This is a genomic window from Brachybacterium sp. (assembly GCF_052095815.1).
Lineage (GTDB): Bacteria > Actinomycetota > Actinomycetes > Actinomycetales > Dermabacteraceae > Brachybacterium.
Window position 1 is genome coordinate 1 of the sequence record NZ_JBQDLF010000002.1, and the last position, 19,426, is coordinate 19,426.

Annotated in this window: 18 protein-coding genes and 1 tRNA gene; 14 read left to right on the forward strand and 5 right to left on the reverse strand. The window is 65.1% G+C overall.

All coding sequences use genetic code 11. The annotated features are described in order from the left end of the window. Nucleotides 1-190: 190 nt before the first annotated feature. The 9 genes from ACTH43_RS00965 to ACTH43_RS01005 all read left to right on the forward strand — a co-directional run bounded on the left by ACTH43_RS00965 (nt 191) and on the right by ACTH43_RS01005 (nt 5,089). Nucleotides 191-604 (forward strand): (R)-mandelonitrile lyase, encoded by a 414-nt coding sequence (locus ACTH43_RS00965; protein WP_441443059.1) that lies wholly within the window; start codon nt 191-193, stop codon nt 602-604. A 535-nt stretch (nt 605-1,139) separates the two neighbouring features. Beyond that, complete coding sequence (locus ACTH43_RS00970; protein WP_441443060.1) at nt 1,140-1,601, forward strand: VOC family protein; 462 nt, start codon at nt 1,140-1,142, stop codon at nt 1,599-1,601. Nucleotides 1,602-1,804: 203 nt separating this feature from the next. Continuing rightward, entirely contained in the window at nt 1,805-2,203 is a 399-nt protein-coding gene (locus ACTH43_RS00975) for a GntR family transcriptional regulator (protein WP_441443061.1), read from the forward strand. Nucleotide 2,204: 1 nt separating this feature from the next. After that, entirely contained in the window at nt 2,205-2,921 is a 717-nt protein-coding gene (locus tag ACTH43_RS00980; RefSeq protein WP_441443062.1) for an ABC transporter ATP-binding protein, read from the forward strand. Next, complete coding sequence (locus ACTH43_RS00985) at nt 2,918-3,742, forward strand: hypothetical protein (protein ID WP_441443063.1); 825 nt, start codon at nt 2,918-2,920, stop codon at nt 3,740-3,742. The genes ACTH43_RS00980 and ACTH43_RS00985 overlap by 4 nt, the downstream gene beginning before the upstream one ends. Before the next feature lie 122 nt (nt 3,743-3,864). Continuing rightward, nucleotides 3,865-4,065: an SDR family NAD(P)-dependent oxidoreductase gene (locus ACTH43_RS00990; protein ID WP_441443064.1), complete on the forward strand. Its 201-nt coding sequence runs from the start codon at nt 3,865-3,867 to the stop codon at nt 4,063-4,065. After that, nucleotides 4,062-4,325: an SDR family NAD(P)-dependent oxidoreductase gene (locus ACTH43_RS00995; RefSeq protein WP_441443065.1), complete on the forward strand. Its 264-nt coding sequence runs from the start codon at nt 4,062-4,064 to the stop codon at nt 4,323-4,325. Before ACTH43_RS00990 ends, ACTH43_RS00995 begins: the two co-directional genes overlap by 4 nt. Nucleotides 4,326-4,331: 6 nt before the next feature. After that, complete coding sequence (locus tag ACTH43_RS01000; protein WP_441443066.1) at nt 4,332-4,547, forward strand: hypothetical protein; 216 nt, start codon at nt 4,332-4,334, stop codon at nt 4,545-4,547. A 206-nt stretch (nt 4,548-4,753) separates the two neighbouring features. Continuing rightward, nucleotides 4,754-5,089 (forward strand): MazG-like family protein, encoded by a 336-nt coding sequence (locus ACTH43_RS01005; protein ID WP_441443067.1) that lies wholly within the window; start codon nt 4,754-4,756, stop codon nt 5,087-5,089. Here the strand turns inward: ACTH43_RS01005 and ACTH43_RS01010 are convergent. From ACTH43_RS01010 to ACTH43_RS01030, 5 genes are all read right to left on the reverse strand, one after another. Next, entirely contained in the window at nt 5,086-6,705 is a 1,620-nt protein-coding gene (locus ACTH43_RS01010) for a hypothetical protein (protein ID WP_441443068.1), read from the reverse strand. The genes ACTH43_RS01005 and ACTH43_RS01010 overlap by 4 nt on opposite strands. A 182-nt stretch (nt 6,706-6,887) precedes the next feature. After that, nucleotides 6,888-6,955 (reverse strand) — tRNA-Lys (locus ACTH43_RS01015). A 103-nt stretch (nt 6,956-7,058) separates the two neighbouring features. Beyond that, the gene (locus ACTH43_RS01020; RefSeq protein WP_441443069.1) at nt 7,059-8,747 is read right to left on the reverse strand and encodes an ATP-dependent nuclease; all 1,689 of its coding nucleotides are present in this window, start codon (nt 8,745-8,747) and stop codon (nt 7,059-7,061) included. Nucleotides 8,748-8,919: 172 nt separating this feature from the next. Then, nucleotides 8,920-13,779 (reverse strand): DEAD/DEAH box helicase, encoded by a 4,860-nt coding sequence (locus ACTH43_RS01025; protein WP_441443070.1) that lies wholly within the window; start codon nt 13,777-13,779, stop codon nt 8,920-8,922. A gap of 53 nt (nt 13,780-13,832) precedes the next feature. Further along, the gene (locus tag ACTH43_RS01030) at nt 13,833-14,573 is read right to left on the reverse strand and encodes a hypothetical protein (RefSeq protein WP_441443071.1); all 741 of its coding nucleotides are present in this window, start codon (nt 14,571-14,573) and stop codon (nt 13,833-13,835) included. A 97-nt stretch (nt 14,574-14,670) separates the two neighbouring features. Between ACTH43_RS01030 and ACTH43_RS01035 the strand changes: the two genes are divergently transcribed. The 5 genes from ACTH43_RS01035 to ACTH43_RS01055 all read left to right on the forward strand — a co-directional run bounded on the left by ACTH43_RS01035 (nt 14,671) and on the right by ACTH43_RS01055 (nt 19,390). Then, entirely contained in the window at nt 14,671-15,090 is a 420-nt protein-coding gene (locus ACTH43_RS01035) for a plasmid replication, integration and excision activator (protein WP_441443072.1), read from the forward strand. A gap of 107 nt (nt 15,091-15,197) precedes the next feature. Continuing rightward, complete coding sequence (locus tag ACTH43_RS01040; RefSeq protein WP_441443073.1) at nt 15,198-16,637, forward strand: hypothetical protein; 1,440 nt, start codon at nt 15,198-15,200, stop codon at nt 16,635-16,637. Further along, nucleotides 16,634-18,109 carry a replication initiator gene (locus ACTH43_RS01045; protein ID WP_441443074.1) on the forward strand — a complete coding sequence of 492 codons (1,476 nt, stop codon included), beginning with the start codon at nt 16,634-16,636 and terminating at the stop codon, nt 18,107-18,109. Before ACTH43_RS01040 ends, ACTH43_RS01045 begins: the two co-directional genes overlap by 4 nt. Continuing rightward, nucleotides 18,084-18,269, forward strand: coding sequence for a helix-turn-helix domain-containing protein (locus ACTH43_RS01050; RefSeq protein WP_441443075.1), 186 nt, complete (start codon nt 18,084-18,086; stop codon nt 18,267-18,269). The genes ACTH43_RS01045 and ACTH43_RS01050 overlap by 26 nt, the downstream gene beginning before the upstream one ends. Then, the gene (locus ACTH43_RS01055) at nt 18,266-19,390 is read left to right on the forward strand and encodes a tyrosine-type recombinase/integrase (protein WP_441443076.1); all 1,125 of its coding nucleotides are present in this window, start codon (nt 18,266-18,268) and stop codon (nt 19,388-19,390) included. Before ACTH43_RS01050 ends, ACTH43_RS01055 begins: the two co-directional genes overlap by 4 nt. Nucleotides 19,391-19,426: the final 36 nt, after the last annotated feature.

The following is a 19,426-nucleotide window of genomic DNA, read 5'->3' on the forward strand; positions in this document are numbered from 1 at the left end:
CGACGCGCCCACCCCGCGTTCCGCATCTACCCCCTCAGCTGCGAAGAGCCGGATAAATGGCCACTGTGGAGGAACGGTCGCAGGTTTTCACTCACCGCAAGTCCCTACTTGCCACTCGGCGAGGCCTTGCACTTCACGCCGCCCGGGTATCTGATGGGCACCACCACTCCCCCGCCAGCAGGAGGACCAGATGGATAAGCTCGACCGCCCGCCGACGACCACCGGCCCGGAGACGTCATTCACCGGCGAGGTCCTCCTGGATGCGATCCGCGGCCCGCGCGGTGAGTCGCGGGCAGCGATGAACCATGTGCATTTCGCTCCAGGCTCCCGGACCCACTGGCACTGGCATCCGGTGGGCCAGACGCTCTACGGGACCGACGGCACGGGTTTGGTGGTCACCCGCGCCGGGGAGGTGCTCACCCTCGAGCCCGGCCGCACCGTCTGGATCCCGCCGCGCGAGGAGCACTGGCATGGCGCGCTCAGCGCCTCCCCGATGTCCCACATCGCGGTGCAGGAAGCCGATCAGGACGACGAGACCGTGATCTGGCTCGAGCCGGTGAGCGACGAGGAGTTCGCTCGGGCGAACGCCGCCGTCGGCGCCTGACCTGACAGGCCCCGACCTCCCCCACGACCCCGGGCACATTTGTCGACCATCCGGTCTGCTCCCGCTGCGACCTGCACGAACACCCCGTAGGGGCCGTTCAGGCATGCTCGGAATAGCCGCTTCAGCACACGGTCACCTACGTTGGTAGCCCCCGTCGGAGACTCCGGTGGGTTGCCTCGACCGAAGGAGATCGCCATGCGCAAGGCCGTCCTTCCCATCAGCCTCACCACCATTCTGCTGATCATCATCATCCTGCTGCTCGTGCTCTGATCTGCACGTGCTCACGCAGCCTGAGCAGAGTCACCACCCCGCACAGGGCATCGGCAGCGCCGGTGCCCTGTGCGCTGTACCGGCAGACGGGCGACGGGCGCCGGGCGACGGGCGACGGGCGCCGGGCACTGTCTGCCCGCCGAGCCGACGCAGACTCTGCGGACAGGCCCTGTCCGCACAGCAGCGGACGATAGGGGCACAGCGGCACACTGCCACCCTTCACCAGCCGAGCACCCCACGGACCCACACCCCGGGAGAGCACCCCATGAGCGCCACCGTCCAGATCACGTTCGATGCCCGCGACCCGCGCACGCTCTCGCTGTTCTGGAGAGAGGTGCTCGGATACGTGCATCCGGGCCCTCCCGGCATCGCCCTGTCACCGGGCTCCGATCCACTGGCGGCGTGGGACGACTTCCTCGCGGCGAGCGGCGTGCCCGAGGAGCAGCGCAACAGCGCCTCCGCCCTCGAGGATCCCGACGGGGCCGGGCCGCGACTCTTCTTCCAGCAGGTCCCGGAGGGCAAGGTCGCCAAGAATCGGATGCACCTCGATGTGCGCACCGCACCGGACCTCCGCGAGGAGGAGCGGATGGCCGCGCTCGAGGAACGGTGCGAGCAGCTGCTCGCGCTCGGGGCCACGCGAGTGCAGCGCCACGAGCCCGAGCCGCCGATGAACATCGGATTCATCGTGATGGCCGATCCGGAGGGCAACGAGTTCTGCCTCGACTGACACGGCGGGACTGACACGGCTGAACTGCCTCGACTGGACTGACACGGCCGGACTGACCCGACTCGACTGACCCGGCTGGACCGACCCGTCTGAGCCGTCCCTCCACGCCGCCCCGGACTGCGCTCCCCGGTCCGGGTCTTGACCGCGCCCTACAACTGTCCTACTGTATTAGCCACCTAATACATTGAGACAGGGAGTCGCTGATGCAGTTCGACAGTTCACTCCCGATCTGGATGCAGCTGGTCACGGAATTCTCCCGACGGATCGTCGTCGGCCAGTGGCCCGCTGGAGTCAGGATCCCGGGTGTGCGGGGGCTCGCCGCCGAGCTCGGCGTCAACCCGAACACGATCCAACGGGCTCTGTCCGAGCTCGAGCGCGAGGGGCTCTGCCGCTCCGAACGCACCTCCGGCCGCTTCGTCACCGAGGACGCCGACCGGATCGACCGGCTGCGAGCCGACCTCGCCGAAGGCGCCGCAGACGACTTCATCCAGCACGCCCACGGCTTCGGCATGGGACGCGTGCAGGCCCAGCAGCTCCTCTCCGAGAGATGGGAACACCATGACCACGACAGCAACGGCAGACCCCAGACTGAGGGAGCCTGAGATGACCACCCCCGCACAGATGCGGCATCCTCTGATCTCCACCAAAGGGCTGACCAAGACCTTCGGCCGGATCACCGCGATCGACTCGCTGGATCTCGAGCTCACAGGCGGCCGGATCATCGGCCTGCTGGGCGAGAACGGATGCGGCAAGACCACGCTGATGAAGATCCTCGCCGGCGTGATCAGCGACTACCAGGGAGAGGCCCGTATCGCGGGCCTGGTCCCGGGCCCGGCCTCCAAGGCAAAGGTCTCCTTCCTCCCCGACACCAGCTTCCTGCCCGACGGGGCCCGAGCGCGCTACTGCGTGGACCTGTACAGCGACTTCTTCGAGGACTTCGACGCCGCGAAGGCCCACGAGCTCCTGCGGTTCTTCGGACTCGACGAGTCGATGCGCCTGAAGGCGATGTCCAAGGGCATGCGGGAGAAGGTCCAGATCGCGCTGGCGATGTCCCGCCGGGCCGAGGTGTTCCTGCTGGACGAGCCGATCAGCGGCGTCGACCCCGCCGCCCGCCAGATCATCCTCGACGGGATCCTGGGCACCCTCGAGGAGGACTCGCTGCTGCTGATCTCCACCCACCTGATCCACGACCTCGAGCCGATCCTCGACTCGGTGGTCATGATGCGGCACGGCTCCGTGGTCCTCGCCGGCGAGGCCGACGACCTCCGCGCCGCGCACGGGGCCAGCCTCGATGAGATCTTCAAGGAGACGTACCGATGATCACCACCCTCATGAAGCACGAATGGCTGCGCACCCGTGGGCTGCTCGGCACCATCGGCGCGATCGTCCTGCTGCTGGTCGCTGCGGGCACCGCGCTGACCGCCACCGGCTGGCCCGTGATCTCCCTGATCGGAATGCTGATGGTGGTGGTCCCGCTCACCGGGCTGATCCCGGCGCTGCAGATCGCCCTGACCATCCATTACTGGCAGTCCAGCTACAGCCGCACCGGATACTTCACCCAGTCCCTCCCCGTGCGCGGGGCCACGATCTATGCGGCCAAGCTGCTATGGGCGCTGCTGATCTCCCTCGCCGGGCTGCTGGTGGCCTTCGGCCTGCTGTTCGCCGCCTGGCCCGTCATCGGCGGGCAGATGGGGACCGATCGCAACCCCTTCTCCGTCATCCAGCAGCTGTGGAGCACGGGCGCGGCGGTCACCTCGACGCCGCTCCTGATCGCCGGCATCGTGCTCTTCGTGGGCATGATCCTGGTCTGGCCGATCCAGTACTTCTTCGCCGCCTCGGTGGGCAGCGAGACCCCGCTGAACCGGCTCGGCCTCGGCGGCCCCGTGGTGGTCTTCCTCGGTCTCTACCTCGCCTCGCAGGTCCTCATCTTCCTCGGGATCGCCGCCCTCCCCTGGGGCATCGCGATGGTCGACGGGAGCCTCGGGGTGGTGCACTGGTCCGTGTTCAGCGAGATGGCGGCAGGATCCACCAGCACGGACGACATCATGCCGATCGGGTTCCTGCCGGTGATCCTGCTGATGACGCTGGTGTGCCTCGTGCGCAGCGTCCACTCCTGGAGGAGCAAGGTCAGCCTCGTATGAGGAGCGTGATGCCCGAGGGCTTGGATGCCTGAGGAAACGCACGACGGAGGGCCGCCCCGACGAGGGGGCGGCCCTCCTACTTCGCTGAGGAGCATTCGAACCGCCTCCCGAGGAGTACGAGGATGTACCACGGAACACCCCTGCGCGAGGCCCGCGTGCTCATCACCGTCCGCGAGCAGGTCGCCGCCGCCGCACTGGTGGCGGGCCCGCAGGACGTGGTGATCAACAATGCCGGCATCATCACCGGCACGCGGCTGCTGGAGGCGAGCGACGAGGACATCCGCCGCACCTTCGAGCTGAACACCCTTGCCCTGTTCTGGTGACGCGCGCCTTCCTGCCCGGGATGCTCGAGCGCGAGCACGGCACCATCGCCAGCGCCGCGGGGCTGGCCGGGGTCGCCCGGCAGACGGACTACTCCGCGAGCAAGTGGGCCGCAGTCGGATTCACCGAGTCGCTGCGGGCTGAGCTGCGGGCGGACTCCAGCGCCGTGGGGACCTTCGTGATGTGCCCGTTCGACATCGACACCGACATGTTCGAGGGGGCGAGCACGAAGTTCCCCCGCCTGCTGCCGATCCTGACGTAGCAGGAGGTGGCACGCAGCGCGCTCACGGCGATCGAGCGCGGGAAAGAGCAGATCATCACCCCGTGGCTCGCCCGGCTGCTCCCGGCGGCGCGGATCCTGCCGGTGCGGCTCTTCGACCGCGGCCTGGATCTGCTGGGCGTCAACCACACGATGGACGGCTTCGTGGGGCCGGGTCCGTCCAGTTCGCAGGGTTCAGGGCGAGCAGCACGACCAGCACCATGATCACGGCGGCGACGATGCCGAGCACGGAGAAGCTGGTGGCGACCAGGAGCGGGCCACCGGTCGCCGGCCGCAGTCGCACTCCCCCGCGATCCGCCGGGCGCCGGCGCCGTCCCGCTGGGGGCGCAGCTCGCAGCGCAGACGGTGCACCCTCTAGAACTGCTCTCGACGGGCGCATGCTCGGCGCCGCTATGCAGGAGACTGGCCGCATGGACTGCCACGACACCGCACACGGGATCGCCGAGCTCAGCCGCTGGATCGACGACGGCAACGCGCACCGCGATCCGGAGGCCGCGACCTGGGCCCGGCTGGCGAAGATCACCGAGGAGGCCGGCGAGGTGGTCTCCGCGCACATCGGTGCGACCGGCCAGAACCCGCGCAAGGGCGTCACCCACAGCTCAGCGGATGTCGAGGAGGAGCTGCTGGACGTGGTGATCACGGCGCTGGCGGCGCTCGAGCACCTGCGCGGTCACGATGAACGGTCGTTGGCGCTGCTCAGCGACAAGGTCGCCGCGACCTTGCGCCGCGCCGGCCTGCGGGACTAGTCACTCGCGCGGCGCGCCCGCGCTGAGCGTCGGAACCAGTTCACGAGCACCCCGGGCACGAAGCGGTCCACGAACGGCGCGCCGAACCGGGCGAGGACCTCGACCAACAGCCCGAGGAAGAACGCGACCAGAGGCATCCAGAGGGCGAGGCCGACGTCGACGACGACGTTGCCCATCATCCCCATCCGGGCCTGGGTGCTGGTCCAGACCAGCGCGAGCAGGATCACCGAGCCTCCGAAGTAGGCGAGCGGGAGCGCCGCCCAGGAGGCGGCCTGCGCGAGGATGTTCCCCTTCACGAGTTCGCGGTCCCGGTTCCACAGCAGCGCGACCGCCGCCGGCATCAGCAGAGCGATCAGCACCATGGGAATCCATCCGTACCAGGGCAGGTCGAAGAACCACAGGAACTCGTTGGAGCGCTCCAGCCCGAAATCCTCGACGTTGCCCTGCAGGTTCATATGCACCGGCACGGACAGCATCCCGAGCCCCGGCAGCAGGGCGAGGCCGGTCAGTCCCCAGATCGGGAGCGAAAGCAGGAGGGGCAGCACGGATCGCGCCTCCCCGTCGATGATCATCGCGATCGCTCCGCCGACCACGATCAGCACCCCGACCGGGATGGCGAATGCCAGGGCGTGCACGAGCGCGAGCCGGGGCGCGGCGGCGAGATCCGCCGCCAGCGGCCACCAGGCGGGCTTCTCGCTCCCCGCCACATGCCCCAGGAACAGCGGCAGCGCGATGAGTGCCCAGGTGCCGAAGAACATGTCGGCCCCGGCGGAGTGCATCGAGAGCGCCATCCCCAGCGAATCGTCCTCGATCGCGAACGCGGTGACGCGCGTGGCGATCACGGCGAAGATCGCCACTGCGAGCCCGGAGAAACCCGACCACAGCAGGGCGCCGAGCGCTCCGTTCGAGCTCCAGCGGCGCTGGACGAGACGCGCGGCGAAAAAGGCTGTCGCCACCATCGCGACGGTGATCAGGAGCGGCAATCCCCGCCAGCTCATCGTGGCACCGCCCAGGAAACCCAGGCTCAGTTCGATGTCATAGGAGCCGAAGGAGGCGAGGGAGACCAGCTGGAACGGGATTCCCACCAGGCCCACGATCGCCCGCCACCCGCCATCTCCCGAGGGCGCGGTCGCGCCGCCGGTCGGCGAGGTGGTACCCCCGGCCAGATCGCCGGTGTCGAGGGTGAGCACGACGGCGATGGCCGAGACGATCACCAGCAGCGCAGCACCGAGGGCGATGACGTAGGCGAGCGCGCCGACCACGAAGGTGGGGAGAGGGTTGCCGATACCGAACCGTTGCAGGGCGGCGCCGGCTTGCGCCGCAGACAGTGTCTGCGTCCCCTGGGCGTGGGGCGGTGCCTGCGGGTGCGGCGGTGCCGCCGACGCTGACGGGGCGGAGGCTGCCCAGGGCCCCGGCGAGGCGGACGGCGCCGAGCTGAACGGGGCTGGCGATCCGGGCGGCGGGCCGGATGGCGGGCCCGGCGGGACGGAGCCGTAGGGCTCGGGAGCCGGCGGGACCTGGCCGTACCCATACGTTCCGGAATGGTTGCCCGGCTGTCCGCTGCCCGGATGGCCCTGGTCTCCCCTATCGCCGTAGGGATGGTTCGCCTGCGACATGTGTTCCCCTCTCGCGTGACCGGCCTTCGTGGGCGCGGTCCTGTACCCCGGTATCGAGCCTAGCCGGTGGCACGTTTCCGAACCGAGGCAGGCACCATCGAGGTCAGGGGACGGAGGAGAAACGGAAAACCCTCAGACCTGGGCGATACGCCATCCGTCGCTCCAGCACAGGGGGCTAGTCGTGGGCCCGGAGGGGATCGAACCCTCGACCCGCGGATTAAAAGTCCGTCCGCACCGAGGTGATCTGCCCTGTTCCCGCAGGTCAGCGCATTCACCCAGCATGAGCGGTCCGACTAGGCGCCATCGCGTTGCTGTCAGCGTTGCTGTCAACCTCACCCCACAACTGCTCCGAGTTAGTCAGTGCGTCCCAACCTGAGGTCCTGCCGGGCAAGAGCCTGATCCACCGGGCTCACAAAGCCAATCCAGCGAGATCTCCAAGAAAGTTCATCAGCATCTTCCGCACCCTCAGCCCAACTCATCATCAATCCCTGAAAATTTCGTTTCTTGTCGTCGCGCAAGACGAACGAGATCAACTCTCCATCAGTCGCCACGGCGAAATCGGAAAACCAATTCGGGTATTCGCTATTCGCGCGAACGATCCAGTCATCAGGAAAAAGCCCTTCTATCGCGAACCCTCGTCGCACTATCGCATAATCAAGATTCGCTTGCCAAGAAACACCCTTATTGCCAAAGAAGCCGTTCAGGTCCCGTCGCTCCTTCTCTCCGGCGTCATCGCCATCGAAGATCGTGACGAGACTTCGCTCGTCACAAATATATGGATACGTCGCTCGTAGCCATCCGGCAAGGGCCCTCACTCCACCGAAATCCAAGACATGAGCTTCCCGCAGGTTCGGGACCGCCAGATCTTCTTCGGGAACCAACCCCAAGAACCACCGTAGGAGCTCTCTATCTGACTTGCCTTCAACCGCAACGTTGTATCTGCGCAGGTTAAAGAAGTCAGAAAACTTGACACCCAATCCACGCCGAATAGACTCGGTCGCCTTAACGTATGAATCAAACGTCTCCGCCCGGGTTCTACCCTCAGACATTGACGTCCCGATGATTCGACTTGGCTCGTCCGGAACGAACGCGAGAGAATGCGTGGTAAGAACGATTGTAGAAATTTCGGCCACTCTGCGCAATATTCCGTAAACTTTAGACATGAGTTCAGGATGTAGATACGACTCTGGCTCCTCAAGCAGCCATACCACCCTCTTACCGCGCTGCAACTCCTCTTCCGACACCCACCGGAGTGCGGCAAAAAATGCCGTACTTTGAATGCCCTGACCTTTCTGCGATAGCTCAGTGTCGACAGGATCTGAAAGCCTAAACTCGAAGCTCTTGAAGAGTGCCCGGAGGTCCTGCTCGGGGATGTCGAACGAGGCGGCTATGCCCTCCAGCCCGGCACTCGCCATCTCTCGGTTAATGCGATCCGATACACTCCCGAGGGAACTCTTAAGAGATTCAATCTGGGGCATTACGGCATCGGCCGCGACTACCCGAAGAAAAGGGTTAAGTACTTCGTCAAACAATTGCCGAACGGACTTTTCGGACGGGACATAGTGACAGGAGAACTGTTCCAGAATATCCAAAACCAACTGGCGCTGCGCACGCGATATCTGGGTTTGAACTGCGCGGTCGTCCGGCTTTTTCGTATTGGGGAGAAACTGATAGGTAGGAGCGTCAGAAGGCGAGAATACCAAACTCAAGCCAACCGTATTCCCGCGTCGCTCAATTTCGTACAGCTCATAGAGCCTGTCGAGGCTTGCAATTATATGCACGTCCGTCGTGGATTCAGGATCGAACGAGAACGTCGCATGCAAACTAGTCTTGCCTGTGCCGCCGCCGAACGTAAAGTCGCGATCACGACTGTAGTTGTAGAGGTTATTTGGGCCAGTAAAGAACATTTGGACTGCGCGGAGCAGATTTGTTTTGCCGCTGTTATTTGGTCCAACCAGTGTTAAAAACCTATCAAGGGGAAGCTCAATATCAGTCTGTCCCACGGTGCGGAAGTAGCGCACCCTCATGCTGACTAGATCCACGTATACTCGTCCTTTCCAACATCACCAAGAAACCTACAGCCCGAGTGGGACGGCGACACCTGTTATTCGTCGCGCAGTCGCCGCGCGCGGGTCGGGCCCGCAGCGCAGCGAGGACAACGTCCGCCGCGTGACTGCGCGCGGCGAAGCCGCCTTGAAGGAGTAGGGAAAGTCCTCACAGCGTGGCGCGGCCCTGGGATCGGGCGGCCGGCTGAAGTGCGGGCAGTGCCTCGGTGATCTCGACGGTGCGGACGGACACGGTGATGACCTTCTGCAGAAGGTCGAGGATGTAGCGCGGGTTCCCGTGCTCGATGCTCCACTGGTTCGGGTCATTGACGACGCCGGACGCCTTATCGGTGGTGATCTGGTACTGACGGATGAGCCACTCGATGCCACTGCGAGATCCGAGCTGGTATCGGTAGGCTGCCTCGGGGATGCCACGGACGGTGATCGAGCCGTTCACAACGAGAGAGTCAGGCGCATCGGCAGCCTTCGTCCCGGTAGGGAAACGCATCTTCTGCACCCGGTAGTAGTCCTCCTCAGCGCCGATAGGTGGCTGCTCACCGCCGACTACCTCCAGGGGGTAGGCCTTAGCGTCCTCATAGTCTGCGTGAAGGTGGAACAACTCGCGTCCAGCCCTGGTGAAGCTCTCGTAGGCGTCAGTGGGGACACCAGGAATGCGGGGCAGCATCTGCTTGAGCTCGCCGGCGTAGCGCTCGCGGTACTCGGGAGAGTGGAGTAACCCATAGACGAAGAAGAAAATGTCGTCCTTGGAGACGCTGCCGCCGTGCTGCTCGCGCATGACCGCCAGCATCTCGTCTGAGACGTTGTCCGTACGTCGATAGCCGTCTACGACGTCGCCGTCGAGTCCAAGGTCGAGTTCGTCGTCCGGGAGTGGAACCCAGGTGTAACGAGCGAAAAATTGTCCACTCGAGGAACCCCATTGCGCAAGGTCGGGGACAAGCCGGGAAGCTAGTGCGGAGAAAGACTTGTCAGAACCGGGGGCCGTTACATAGAAGCCATAGTTCTGATGGCCTTCAGTTGGGAAAAGCTGCTCAAGGCGATAGACCATGTCGTTGTAGGCACGGTCAAAGTAAACGTGCTCCCGGGTGAAGGGCCTATAGAGACCGACGCGGTACGCCGAGTCTCGATGCTCGATTTTGCGCCGACGCGTCACGTTGTTCTTATCCGCGCGGTTCCAAGAGAGTTTGGTCGGGTCGTAGTCGGGTGTGTATCCAGGCTGCGCTGCGCGAGCGACCTCAGAGTTGTAGAACTCGATCGAGCGCTTTACGTTCGCTCTGACTTCGGCCTGCGAGAAGCTATATACCCATGAGTCACGCGCCGTGGCGAGGCCTCGCGAATAGATCTGGAAAACGGCAGGTTGCGGGTCAGCCTTCTTGTTGTCGCCGAGAGTCGGGTAGTTCAGATAGTCCTCGTCGCGCTGGTTGATCCAGTCGCCGTGCTTGTTAGGTTCGATCTGGTGCCACGGGACAGTCTCGAGGGTGGCCTCGTTGACGATGGCGAGCTTGCTCTTGGCGGTCAGGTAGTCGCCTATGTCGCGGTAGTGAATGGTTGCCGGGCCATTGTTGTCCTTGGTACGGACGAGGAGGAAGATCGCGACGGTGTTTCGGCTACCGGATCCGAAGACCTTGCCACCTTCTCTACGGCTGGTCTCACCGGCGGTGCGCTGGTTCCCACGGAGGTTGAAGACGTAGATCGAGGTGAACTCGTCGGTGAGCGTCTTGCGGACACCAGCGGCAGTGTTGCCGTCGATCCAGCCGCCATTGGTGACGAGCCCGATCACGCCTTCGTCGCCGATGCGGTCGCTGGCCCAACGGATAGCCCGCATGTAGGAGTCGTAGAGGCTGTTCTTGTTCGTCGCCTCTGTGAGGGCCGCGAAGGTGTCTCGCACCCGCGCGTCGAGCGTCCGGTACTTGACGTTGGCGTTGTCGTCGTTCCCGGAGGTCTGCCCCACGGAGTAGGGCGGGTTACCGACGATGACGCGGATATCGAGCGCCTTCTGGGCCTCCGCACGGGTGTTGTTCGTGGGGAACACGATCTCGTCGGTGAGGTCGCCGTCTTCGGTGAGCTGGAACGTGTCTGTCAGGACGATGCCGTCGAACGGCTCGTACGCCTCGTCTGTCAGCTCGACGTCGTCGGCTGCGGCCTGGAGGTCGTGGAAGGTGGTTTCGATGTTGATCGCAGCGATGTAGTACGCGAGAAGCAGGATCTCGTTGGCGTGCAGCTCGCTCGCGTACTTCCGAGCGAGGTCTTCGGGGCGGATGAGGCCGGACTGGAGGAGTCGGACGATGAAAGTGCCCGTACCCGTGAAGGGGTCCAGGACGTGCACGCCCTCGTCGCTGATGGAGTGACCGAACTCCTGCTTCAGAACATCGTCGACGGAGCGGAGGATGAAGTCGACGATCTCGATCGGTGTGTAGACCACGCCCATAGCGTCGGCGGTGGAGGGGAAAGCATTCTTGAAGAAGGATTCATAAAGCTCGGTGATGATCTTCTGTTTGCCCTCGGCGTTGTCTATCCCCGCAGCGCGAAGGCGCACAGACTCATAGAACGCCTCCAGGGAAGCCGCCTCGGCATCGACATGCATCGCGGTCAGCGAGGCGACCATACGATCCATGACCTGCGAGACCGGGTTCTGAGCAGTGAACGCGTACCCCTCGAAAAGTGCGTCGAACACGGGCTTGGTGATCATGTGCTGGGCGAGCATCTCGATCGCACCGTCCCGGCTGATCGACTCGTTGAGGTTCCGTCGCAGCGCATCGAGGAACACCTCAAACTGGCGGGAAGCTGCCGTATCCGGGTCATCCACCAGGTTCGTGATGCGGGAGATGTGCGCGCCGGCGATGGCGGCGATGTCCTTGGCCCACTGGTCCCAGTAGGTGCGGGAGCCGACCTTCTTGACCATGCGCGCATAGATCGCGTTGCGCAGCTCGTCCATCTGCGACAGCTTGAGATCCAGGCTGCCCTGTGAGGGCTTCGTGCTGGACTCGGAGCCTCCCTCGTCATCCTCGTCGCCAGGGAAGCCGACTCCGATGACGTCGACCTTGGAGTCGCGAGTCTTGTTGAGCTCGACCTTGTTGACCATCGCGTCGAACCGCTCGTCGTGAGCGCGCAGTGCCTGGAGCACGTCCCAGACGACCTGGAAGTTCTTGTTGTCATCCAGCGCCTTCTCCGGCTCCACCCCGGCCGGGACAACAACTGGCAGGATGATGTAGCCGTACTTCTTGCCCTGGGCGAGGCGCATCACGCGACCGACTGACTGCACAACGTCCACAACGGACCGACGGGGGTTCAGGAACATCACCGCATCCAGCGAGGGCACGTCCACGCCCTCGGAGAGGCACCGGGCGTTGGAGAGCACTCGGCAGGTGTCTCCCTCGGTGTCCTGCTTGAGCCAGTCCAGCAGCTCGGTCCGCTCCATCGAGTTCATCGACCCGTCAACGTGCTTGGCCTCCACGCTGAGGACGTCCCCGGGGTCCTCGGCTTCATGGTTCTCGACGTAGGCGCTGACCACCTCAGTGAATTGCGAGGCGACCTTCTTGGAGGACTTGATGTCTCTCGCGAAGGCGACTGCACGGCGCATCGGCTGAGCATCAAGTCCGAAGGTGTGCTCGGCGTCGCCTCTCTTGGCGAGACCGTTCCAGCAACCGATCAGCCTGGTCGCGTCGTCGAGGGTGAGCTCTCCGTCTTGGGCGAAGGCGTCCTGCATCGCCTCGTTCACGGTCTCCTGGTTCACCGTGAGGATGAGGACCTTGTAGTCCGTCAGCATCCCCATCCCGACGGCGTCCCCGAATCCAAGCCGGTAGAACTCCGGACCGTAGACGTCTTCGTCGTCCATCGATGCGAGTACAGCCTGTGCCTTGCCAGCCTTCGACTTGGAGGCATCGTCGTAGATCCGCGGAGTCGCGGTCATGTAGAGCCGCTTGTCCGCCTTGAGGTACTCCTCGTCGTGCACGCGAACGAAAGCTGATTCTTCGGTGCCGGCCAGAGTGGCGCCCGTGGTGCGGTGGGCTTCGTCGCACACCACCAGATCGAACGGCTCCAGTCCGGCGATCTTCTGGGCCTGGGAGACCACGTCGATGGACTGGTAGGTCGCGAACACGACTCGCACCCCGTCGCCGTCCACGCGGGCTTCCCTCATTCGCTGCGCGAGTCGCTGGGGGTCCGTGGTCGCGGGGAGCGCGAGGTCGACGACAGAGATCTCCGCGGAATCCTCTGTGGCCTTCTTGCCCCGCGATGCCTTCGCATCGGAGCAGACCGCCATTGCCGTGATGCCCAGCTCGGTGTTGTTGGACCACTCCCGCAACGCCTGAGACAGCAACGCGATCGAGGGAACGAGGAACAGCACGCTGCCGCCCGCGCCGACGTACTCCTCGGTGAGGCGCAGAGAGGTGAACGTCTTGCCCGTGCCGCAGGCCATGATCAGCCGGCCACGGTCGGACGTCTCGAAGCCCTCGACGACGTCGTCGATTGCCGTGCGCTGATATGGCCGCAGATCCGATGAGCCGGACAGCGACAGGACCGTCGGCGTCTCTGGGTTGAAGGTGGCCCAATCGACCCGGGACTGCTCGAAGTCCTCGAGTCCCAGCCGGCGCACCGGCACTGACTGCTCGCGGATTGTCTCCTCGGCGGTCGCGCCCCAGTGCGTCGTCGTCGACACCACGAGACGCTCCGTGAACCCGCCCCGTCCCGACGCCGCCAGGAACTTATCCAAGTCGCCCTTGGAGACCCGGTGCGAGGGGGCGTAGAACTTGCACTGGATCGCGGTCAGTCCGCCATCACGCCGCTCAGCGACCAGGTCGATCCCGGAGTCATGACCCCACTTCTCGGGCCACTGGTCCCACATCCACACCTTCGCGAATTGCGCTGACCACAGCGGATCGGTCTGCAGGAACGACGCCGTGAAGCGCTCGAACTGCGTTCCCTGATCCGCTGTCGACGTCGCCCGGTTGTACAGGTCATCCAGGAGCTTCATCGGGGAGAGCGTGGCAGTCATGCCTTCAGTATCGGACATCTGCAGGGGTCAACGTCACCATTCGATCGAAGCGGAATAGTGCGGGTGATGCTCTAAGCGGCCTCAGCCGCCTCCACGGCGGACCGCTCGAACTCGAAGTACTCGGCGTGCTCAGCGTCGAGCTGCTCGAGGGTGAGTTCGATAGCACGAGGACTGTGCTGCGTCAACGGAGTGCGATCGTTCGCCGTAGAGGCGCTGACCTGCGCGTACCCGCGAAAGGGATTCGGGTCGAATGCTGACTCGACGAGCGTGGTCTCCTGCCAATCCTTGCCATGGAGGACGCTCGCCGTCTCCTCGATGATGCCTCGTAGCCGGGCTCGAATCTGAGTGCGCAGCAAGTAGTCGCGCGCGGATTGCGCATTGAGGCCCTCGATATGGCCGTCTCTCACGGAGGTGAAGCCGAGCTGCACGACGTCGAACGGGATCCGTACGTCGAGCATTGCTTGCACTGCCTTCACGTGGGCTGCGGTGTACCTGCGCCGGAGATTCCCCGGCGTGACGCGCTGCCAGCTGGCGACCTCCTGAAGGCTCGGCCGCTCGGTGGCGACGGCATGCGCGTAGGCCGTCAGCAGACTCCTGAGGTCTTTGACGACGAGTTCAACCGCAGTCGCGTAGCCCAACGAGGCCATCAAGAACAGCTCGTCGCGGAACGTGGACAGCCTGAGTTCCTCTTGCGCCTGGGTCGCCAACGACGAGACTTCGCCTCGCAGCTGTTCCGCCAGTTCTCGGACCGGCGCAGGAAGGTCGAGAGCGTCGCCTACCTGCACGTTCGTTGTGTAGAACTCCTGAGCCATGACCCCAGCATACGCGATTCCGACTTCGGTCACTTGACATACGTCAAGTGCTACATGTCTACTGGGGGTCCGTTCCTACTTCAACAAGGAGGCCAACATGGCAGTCCAGACCCGTTTCCCCATCCAGATGGAGGACGTGTTCCCCCAGGGTGCGTACATGATCGGCGAGGTCCTCGCCGCTGACGACTTCGACAAGAAGAGGGCCGGCGAGGTCGACCCCCAGCAGCGGGACAAGATCTCGGGCCAGCGTGTCTGGCAGGTCCGGGTGCTCGATCCGGATCCCGAGAGCCGCAAGGGACAGGCCGAGGTGACCGTGAAGGTCTCCTCCGATCACCAGCCTGTTCCGCCCAAGGGTCCGACCACCGGCCCGTTCCGCGCCGTGGCCTTCGAGGGACTCACCCTCACGCCGTACGTGGACCAGAACGGGAACTTCCCGAAGATCGCGTACTCGCTGCGCGCGTCCGGCTTCGCCGAGGCCAAGGCATCCGCGCGTACCTCGAGCACCGAGGCGGCGTGATCATGGAGCGGAAGGCGATGCGTCTGTTCAATGTCGCAGCGATCGGGATCCTGCTCTGGCAGGTCGTCCCGCTCGGCTGGCAGCTGGCGTTCGGGGGTGCGTGAGCAATGCACACCGCCTCCCTCGCCTTCCGCTTCGGCTTCGCCGAGCTGCACTGGATCGTGACGGCCCTGTGGGGTCACATGCGCTGGTTCCACCGGTTCTGGTTCGTCGTCGCGATGTTCACCTGGCTCGCGGCCGATCTCCTCGGCAGCTGGAAGCCCTTCGCCGTCGTCGGCGCGATTGCGCTCTACTTCGTGCTCTGGGCTCGGCTCTACCCGGAGACCTACTTCCGGGCTATCTCCCGTCCCCTCTCGCGCCGGGAACTCTGGCTCGACCTGCTCGAGACCTGGCCGCTGCTCATGGAAGAGTGCGGGCTCTCCTCGGTCACCATCGATCGTGCGGGACAGAAGCACACCCACTTTCCGACCATTGCGAGCAAGCGTTGGCACCGCAACGAGCTCGTCCTCATCCCGGGGCTGCTCACCGGTCAGACGGTGGAGGACTTCCAGTCCGTCGCGGAACGTCTTCGGACCACCGTGGGCGCGACGAACATCCGTGTGATCGGGGACCTCTCCCCCACCCTCAGCTTCACCTTTGGCGATGCCCTCGCTGAGACCGTCTACCGCGGGCTGCCCGAAGCAGAAGACCCCTGGGACGGCCGTTCGGCGTGGATGGGCATCGACACCCGGGACGAGGACTGGTGGCTCCGTGTTGCGGGCACACACACTCTCGTCGCCGGCTCCTCCGGCTCCGGCAAGGCATCGCTCGTCTGGGGCGTCACCATCGGCCTCGCACCCGCCATCGCCCGCGGAGAAGCGGAAGTCCACGGCATCGACCTCAAGGGCGGCGTCGAGCTGGGCATGGGCAAGGACTTGTTCACCCGCTACGCCGTGACTCCCGCTGAAGCCGTGGTGGTGCTCGAAGAAGCGGTCGACGCTATGAGCGCCCGCCTCGAACGGATGGCCGGGAACTCCCGCCAGCACACGGCAAGCGCCGATGAGCCTTTGGTCGTCGTCCTGATCGACGAGGTCGCCGCCCTGACGTCGTACATCGAGGACCGCGACCTCAAGGGCCGTGCACGCACCGCGATGTCGCTGCTCTGCTCCCAGGGGCGCGCCGTCGGCTACACGGTGGTCGCCTGCCTCCAGGACCCGCGCAAGGAGACGATCCCGAATCGTGGCCTGTTCACGCAGATGGTCGGACTCCGCCTTCGGGATCGCGAGGAGACCTCGATGGTCCTCGGTGACGGTGCGGTCGCTTCCGGGGCCCTCTGCCACAAAATACCGATGGCTTCTCCCGGCATCGGCTACGTCGTTCCCGAAGACGGCTCGGAACCGATCCGCGTCCGTGCCGCCTTCGTCGATGACGACCTGATTCGGGCTGCGGCTGCAAGGTTTCCCGCCCCGTCAACAATTCCCGTCGTCGTCCCGGAGCCGGCGGAGAAGCCCCGCAGCTCTAGGTCTCGTCCTCGCACCAAGCCCGATACGGAAGGAGCAGCATCGTGAGCGACACCGATCTCTACTCCCTCGACGTGAACGACCCCACCGCGTTGAAGCGGATGCTCTCCGACGGCTTCGAGGACTGGTCCAAGCAGGCCGCCTCGACGGGGTTCTGCTCCCGCCCGGTGCGCCTCTTCGGGCAGGCACGCACCTTCGACCGCCGGTCCGGACAGCACCTCCACACGTTCGACAGCCGCGACCTGCCGGACAGCGTGCTCTACGTCCGCTGCGGCAATCGACGCGCCTCCCGCTGCCCCTCGTGCTCCCACGAGTACCAGGGCGACATGTGGCACCTCCTCTCGGCAGGCGTCTCCGGTGGGGACAAGGGGGTTCCCGAGAGCGTCTCCACCCATCCGTTGGTGTTCCTCACTCTGACGGCCCCGTCGTTCGGCTCGGTGCACTCGTCGACTCGTCCTGGCGCCCAGCCTCGGCCGTGCACGGTCAACGCAGCACCTGGGCTGTGCGAACACGGTCGCACTCGTCGCTGCGCTGAGCATCACGACGCCGAAGATGCTCGCGTCGGTCAGTCACTGTGCCGGGACTGCTACGACTACGAGGGGCAGGCGGTCTGGCAGTGGCATTGCCCCGAACTGTGGCGGCGGTTCACGATCCGGCTGCGCCGCCTTGTCGCGGCCCACCTCGGCATGAGCGAGAAGGCCTCGAGAGATCTCCTTCGCGTGCAGTTCGCCAAGGTCGGGGAGTACCAGAAGCGCGGGGCGATCCACCTGCACGCACTCGTTCGTCTCGACGGCGCTCCGACGGACGAAAAGCCCTTCCCCTCCCCCGCCGTCGACGTCCCCGCCTCCTGGCTCGCGGAACGCTGTCTCGAGGCCGCGCGGGACGTTGAGGTCGATGCTGCCCCTGTCGACGCCTATGACTCCGCTCGCGTGCTCCGCTTCGGACGTCAGGTCGACGCCCGACCCGTCCAGCGCCACGCCGACGATGGTGGCGACGTCTCTCCCGAGATGGTGGCGGCCTACCTCGCCAAGTACGCCACCAAGTCGGCCGGCGATGTCGCCACAGAGGGCACGCCGAACCGCCACCTGAAGCAGCTTCGGGAGACCTGCCTCGAACTGTGCGGCCGGGCGCTGCTTGATGAGGGGTTCTCCAGTCCCTACGTACTGCTGGGGAAGTGGGCCGATGCCCTTGGTTTCCGCGGGCACTTCGCCAGCAAGTCCCGTCGGTTCTCGACCACCCTCGGCTCACTCCGCGATGCACGGCGCAAGTACCACCGCGACCGCGAACAGCTCGAGACCGGCGACGACCCGGCCACGACCGATGACTTCCTCGGATCCGCTGAGCACACCGTCGTGATCAACGAATTCCGCTTCGTCGGCCAGGGCTGGCTCACCACCGGTGATGCCGAACTCGCCCGCTCTGCCGCCGACGCAGCACGCGAGTGGAAGGACGCTCGCCGCGCTGCACTTCGCCCCCACGAGAAAGGAAAGAACCATGGAGAAGCTCTGCTTCACAGCTGACGAGGTCGCTGATCGGCTCAGCGTCTCGAAGACCCGGGTGTACGACCTGATGCGCTGCGGCGAGCTGCCCAGCGTCAAGCTCGGTCGGTCCCGGCTGATCAAGGCCGTCGATCTTCTCGAGTATGTCGAGAACCTCGAACCGGCCCCCGTCGTCGCATGAGCCGCGCGAACGGTGAGGGCAGCATCTACCGGCGCAAGGATGGTCGGTGGGCCGGTGCTGCGTACGTCCTCACTCCGGACGGTGCCCGTAAGCGGAAGACGGCGTACGGGAATACCCGCAAGGACGTGAGCACCAAGCTCGCCAAGATGCAGGAGAAGTCCCGCTCGGGCATCGCAGCAACACCCGGCCGGCTCACCGTGAAAGCGTTCCTGGAAGCGTGGATGCGTGATGTGCAGGAACCTCGTCTGAGCCCTGCGACATACCAGACGTACGAGGGCTACATCCGGAACCACATCGTGCCCGCGTTGGGGTCAAAGCCGCTGGGGCAGCTCACCGCCTCGGACCTGAGGGAGTTTCTCGGCGCGAAGACTCGTGAGGGCAAGAGCGCGGCCACGGTCAAGCAGATCCACGCGATCATCCGCTCCGCCCTCCAGCACGCGATGCGTGAGGACCTCGTCCCGAGGAACGTGGCAAAGCTGGTCGTGGTCTCCAATCCCGTGCGCCAGGACGTCGAGCCGCTGACTCCGGAGGAGGCGAAGAAGCTCCTGATAACAGCGAAGGGGCACGATTGGGAAGCCCTGTGGACCCTCTACGTCGGGCTCGGGCTGCGACGAGGTGAAGCCCTTGGGCTCCGGTGGAGCGATGTCGACCTCGAGAACGGTCGCCTGCGGGTCGTGCAGTCCCTTCAGCGCTCCAGAGGCGAGCTGCGCCTGAAGAGCCCCAAGACGGACACCTCGCGCCGTCGGATCGTGCTTCCCGCCTTCTGCATCGACGCACTCACCCGGCACCGCGCCTCCGAGCGAGAGAAGCTTGCTTCGCTCGGGCTGCCCGTTGACCCGACAATGCTCGTCTTCACCTCCCAGGCCGGCACCCCGATCGAGCCCCGCAACGTGAACCGCGCCTTTGAGCCACTGCTGAAGAAGGCGAAGCTGCGCCGGGTCAAGCTGCATGACCTCCGCCACACCTGCGCGTCCCTGCTCCTCGCTGAAGGCGTCGCTCCGCGCGTGGTCATGGAGCTGCTGGGGCACTCCGCCATCGCGGTCACGATGAACACCTACTCGCACGTCATCCCGGCGCTGCAGGACGAGTCCGCGCAGCGGATGGATGCGCTCTTCAGATAGCCTCTCTGCGGCTGCTACACCATGCGAACCATACTG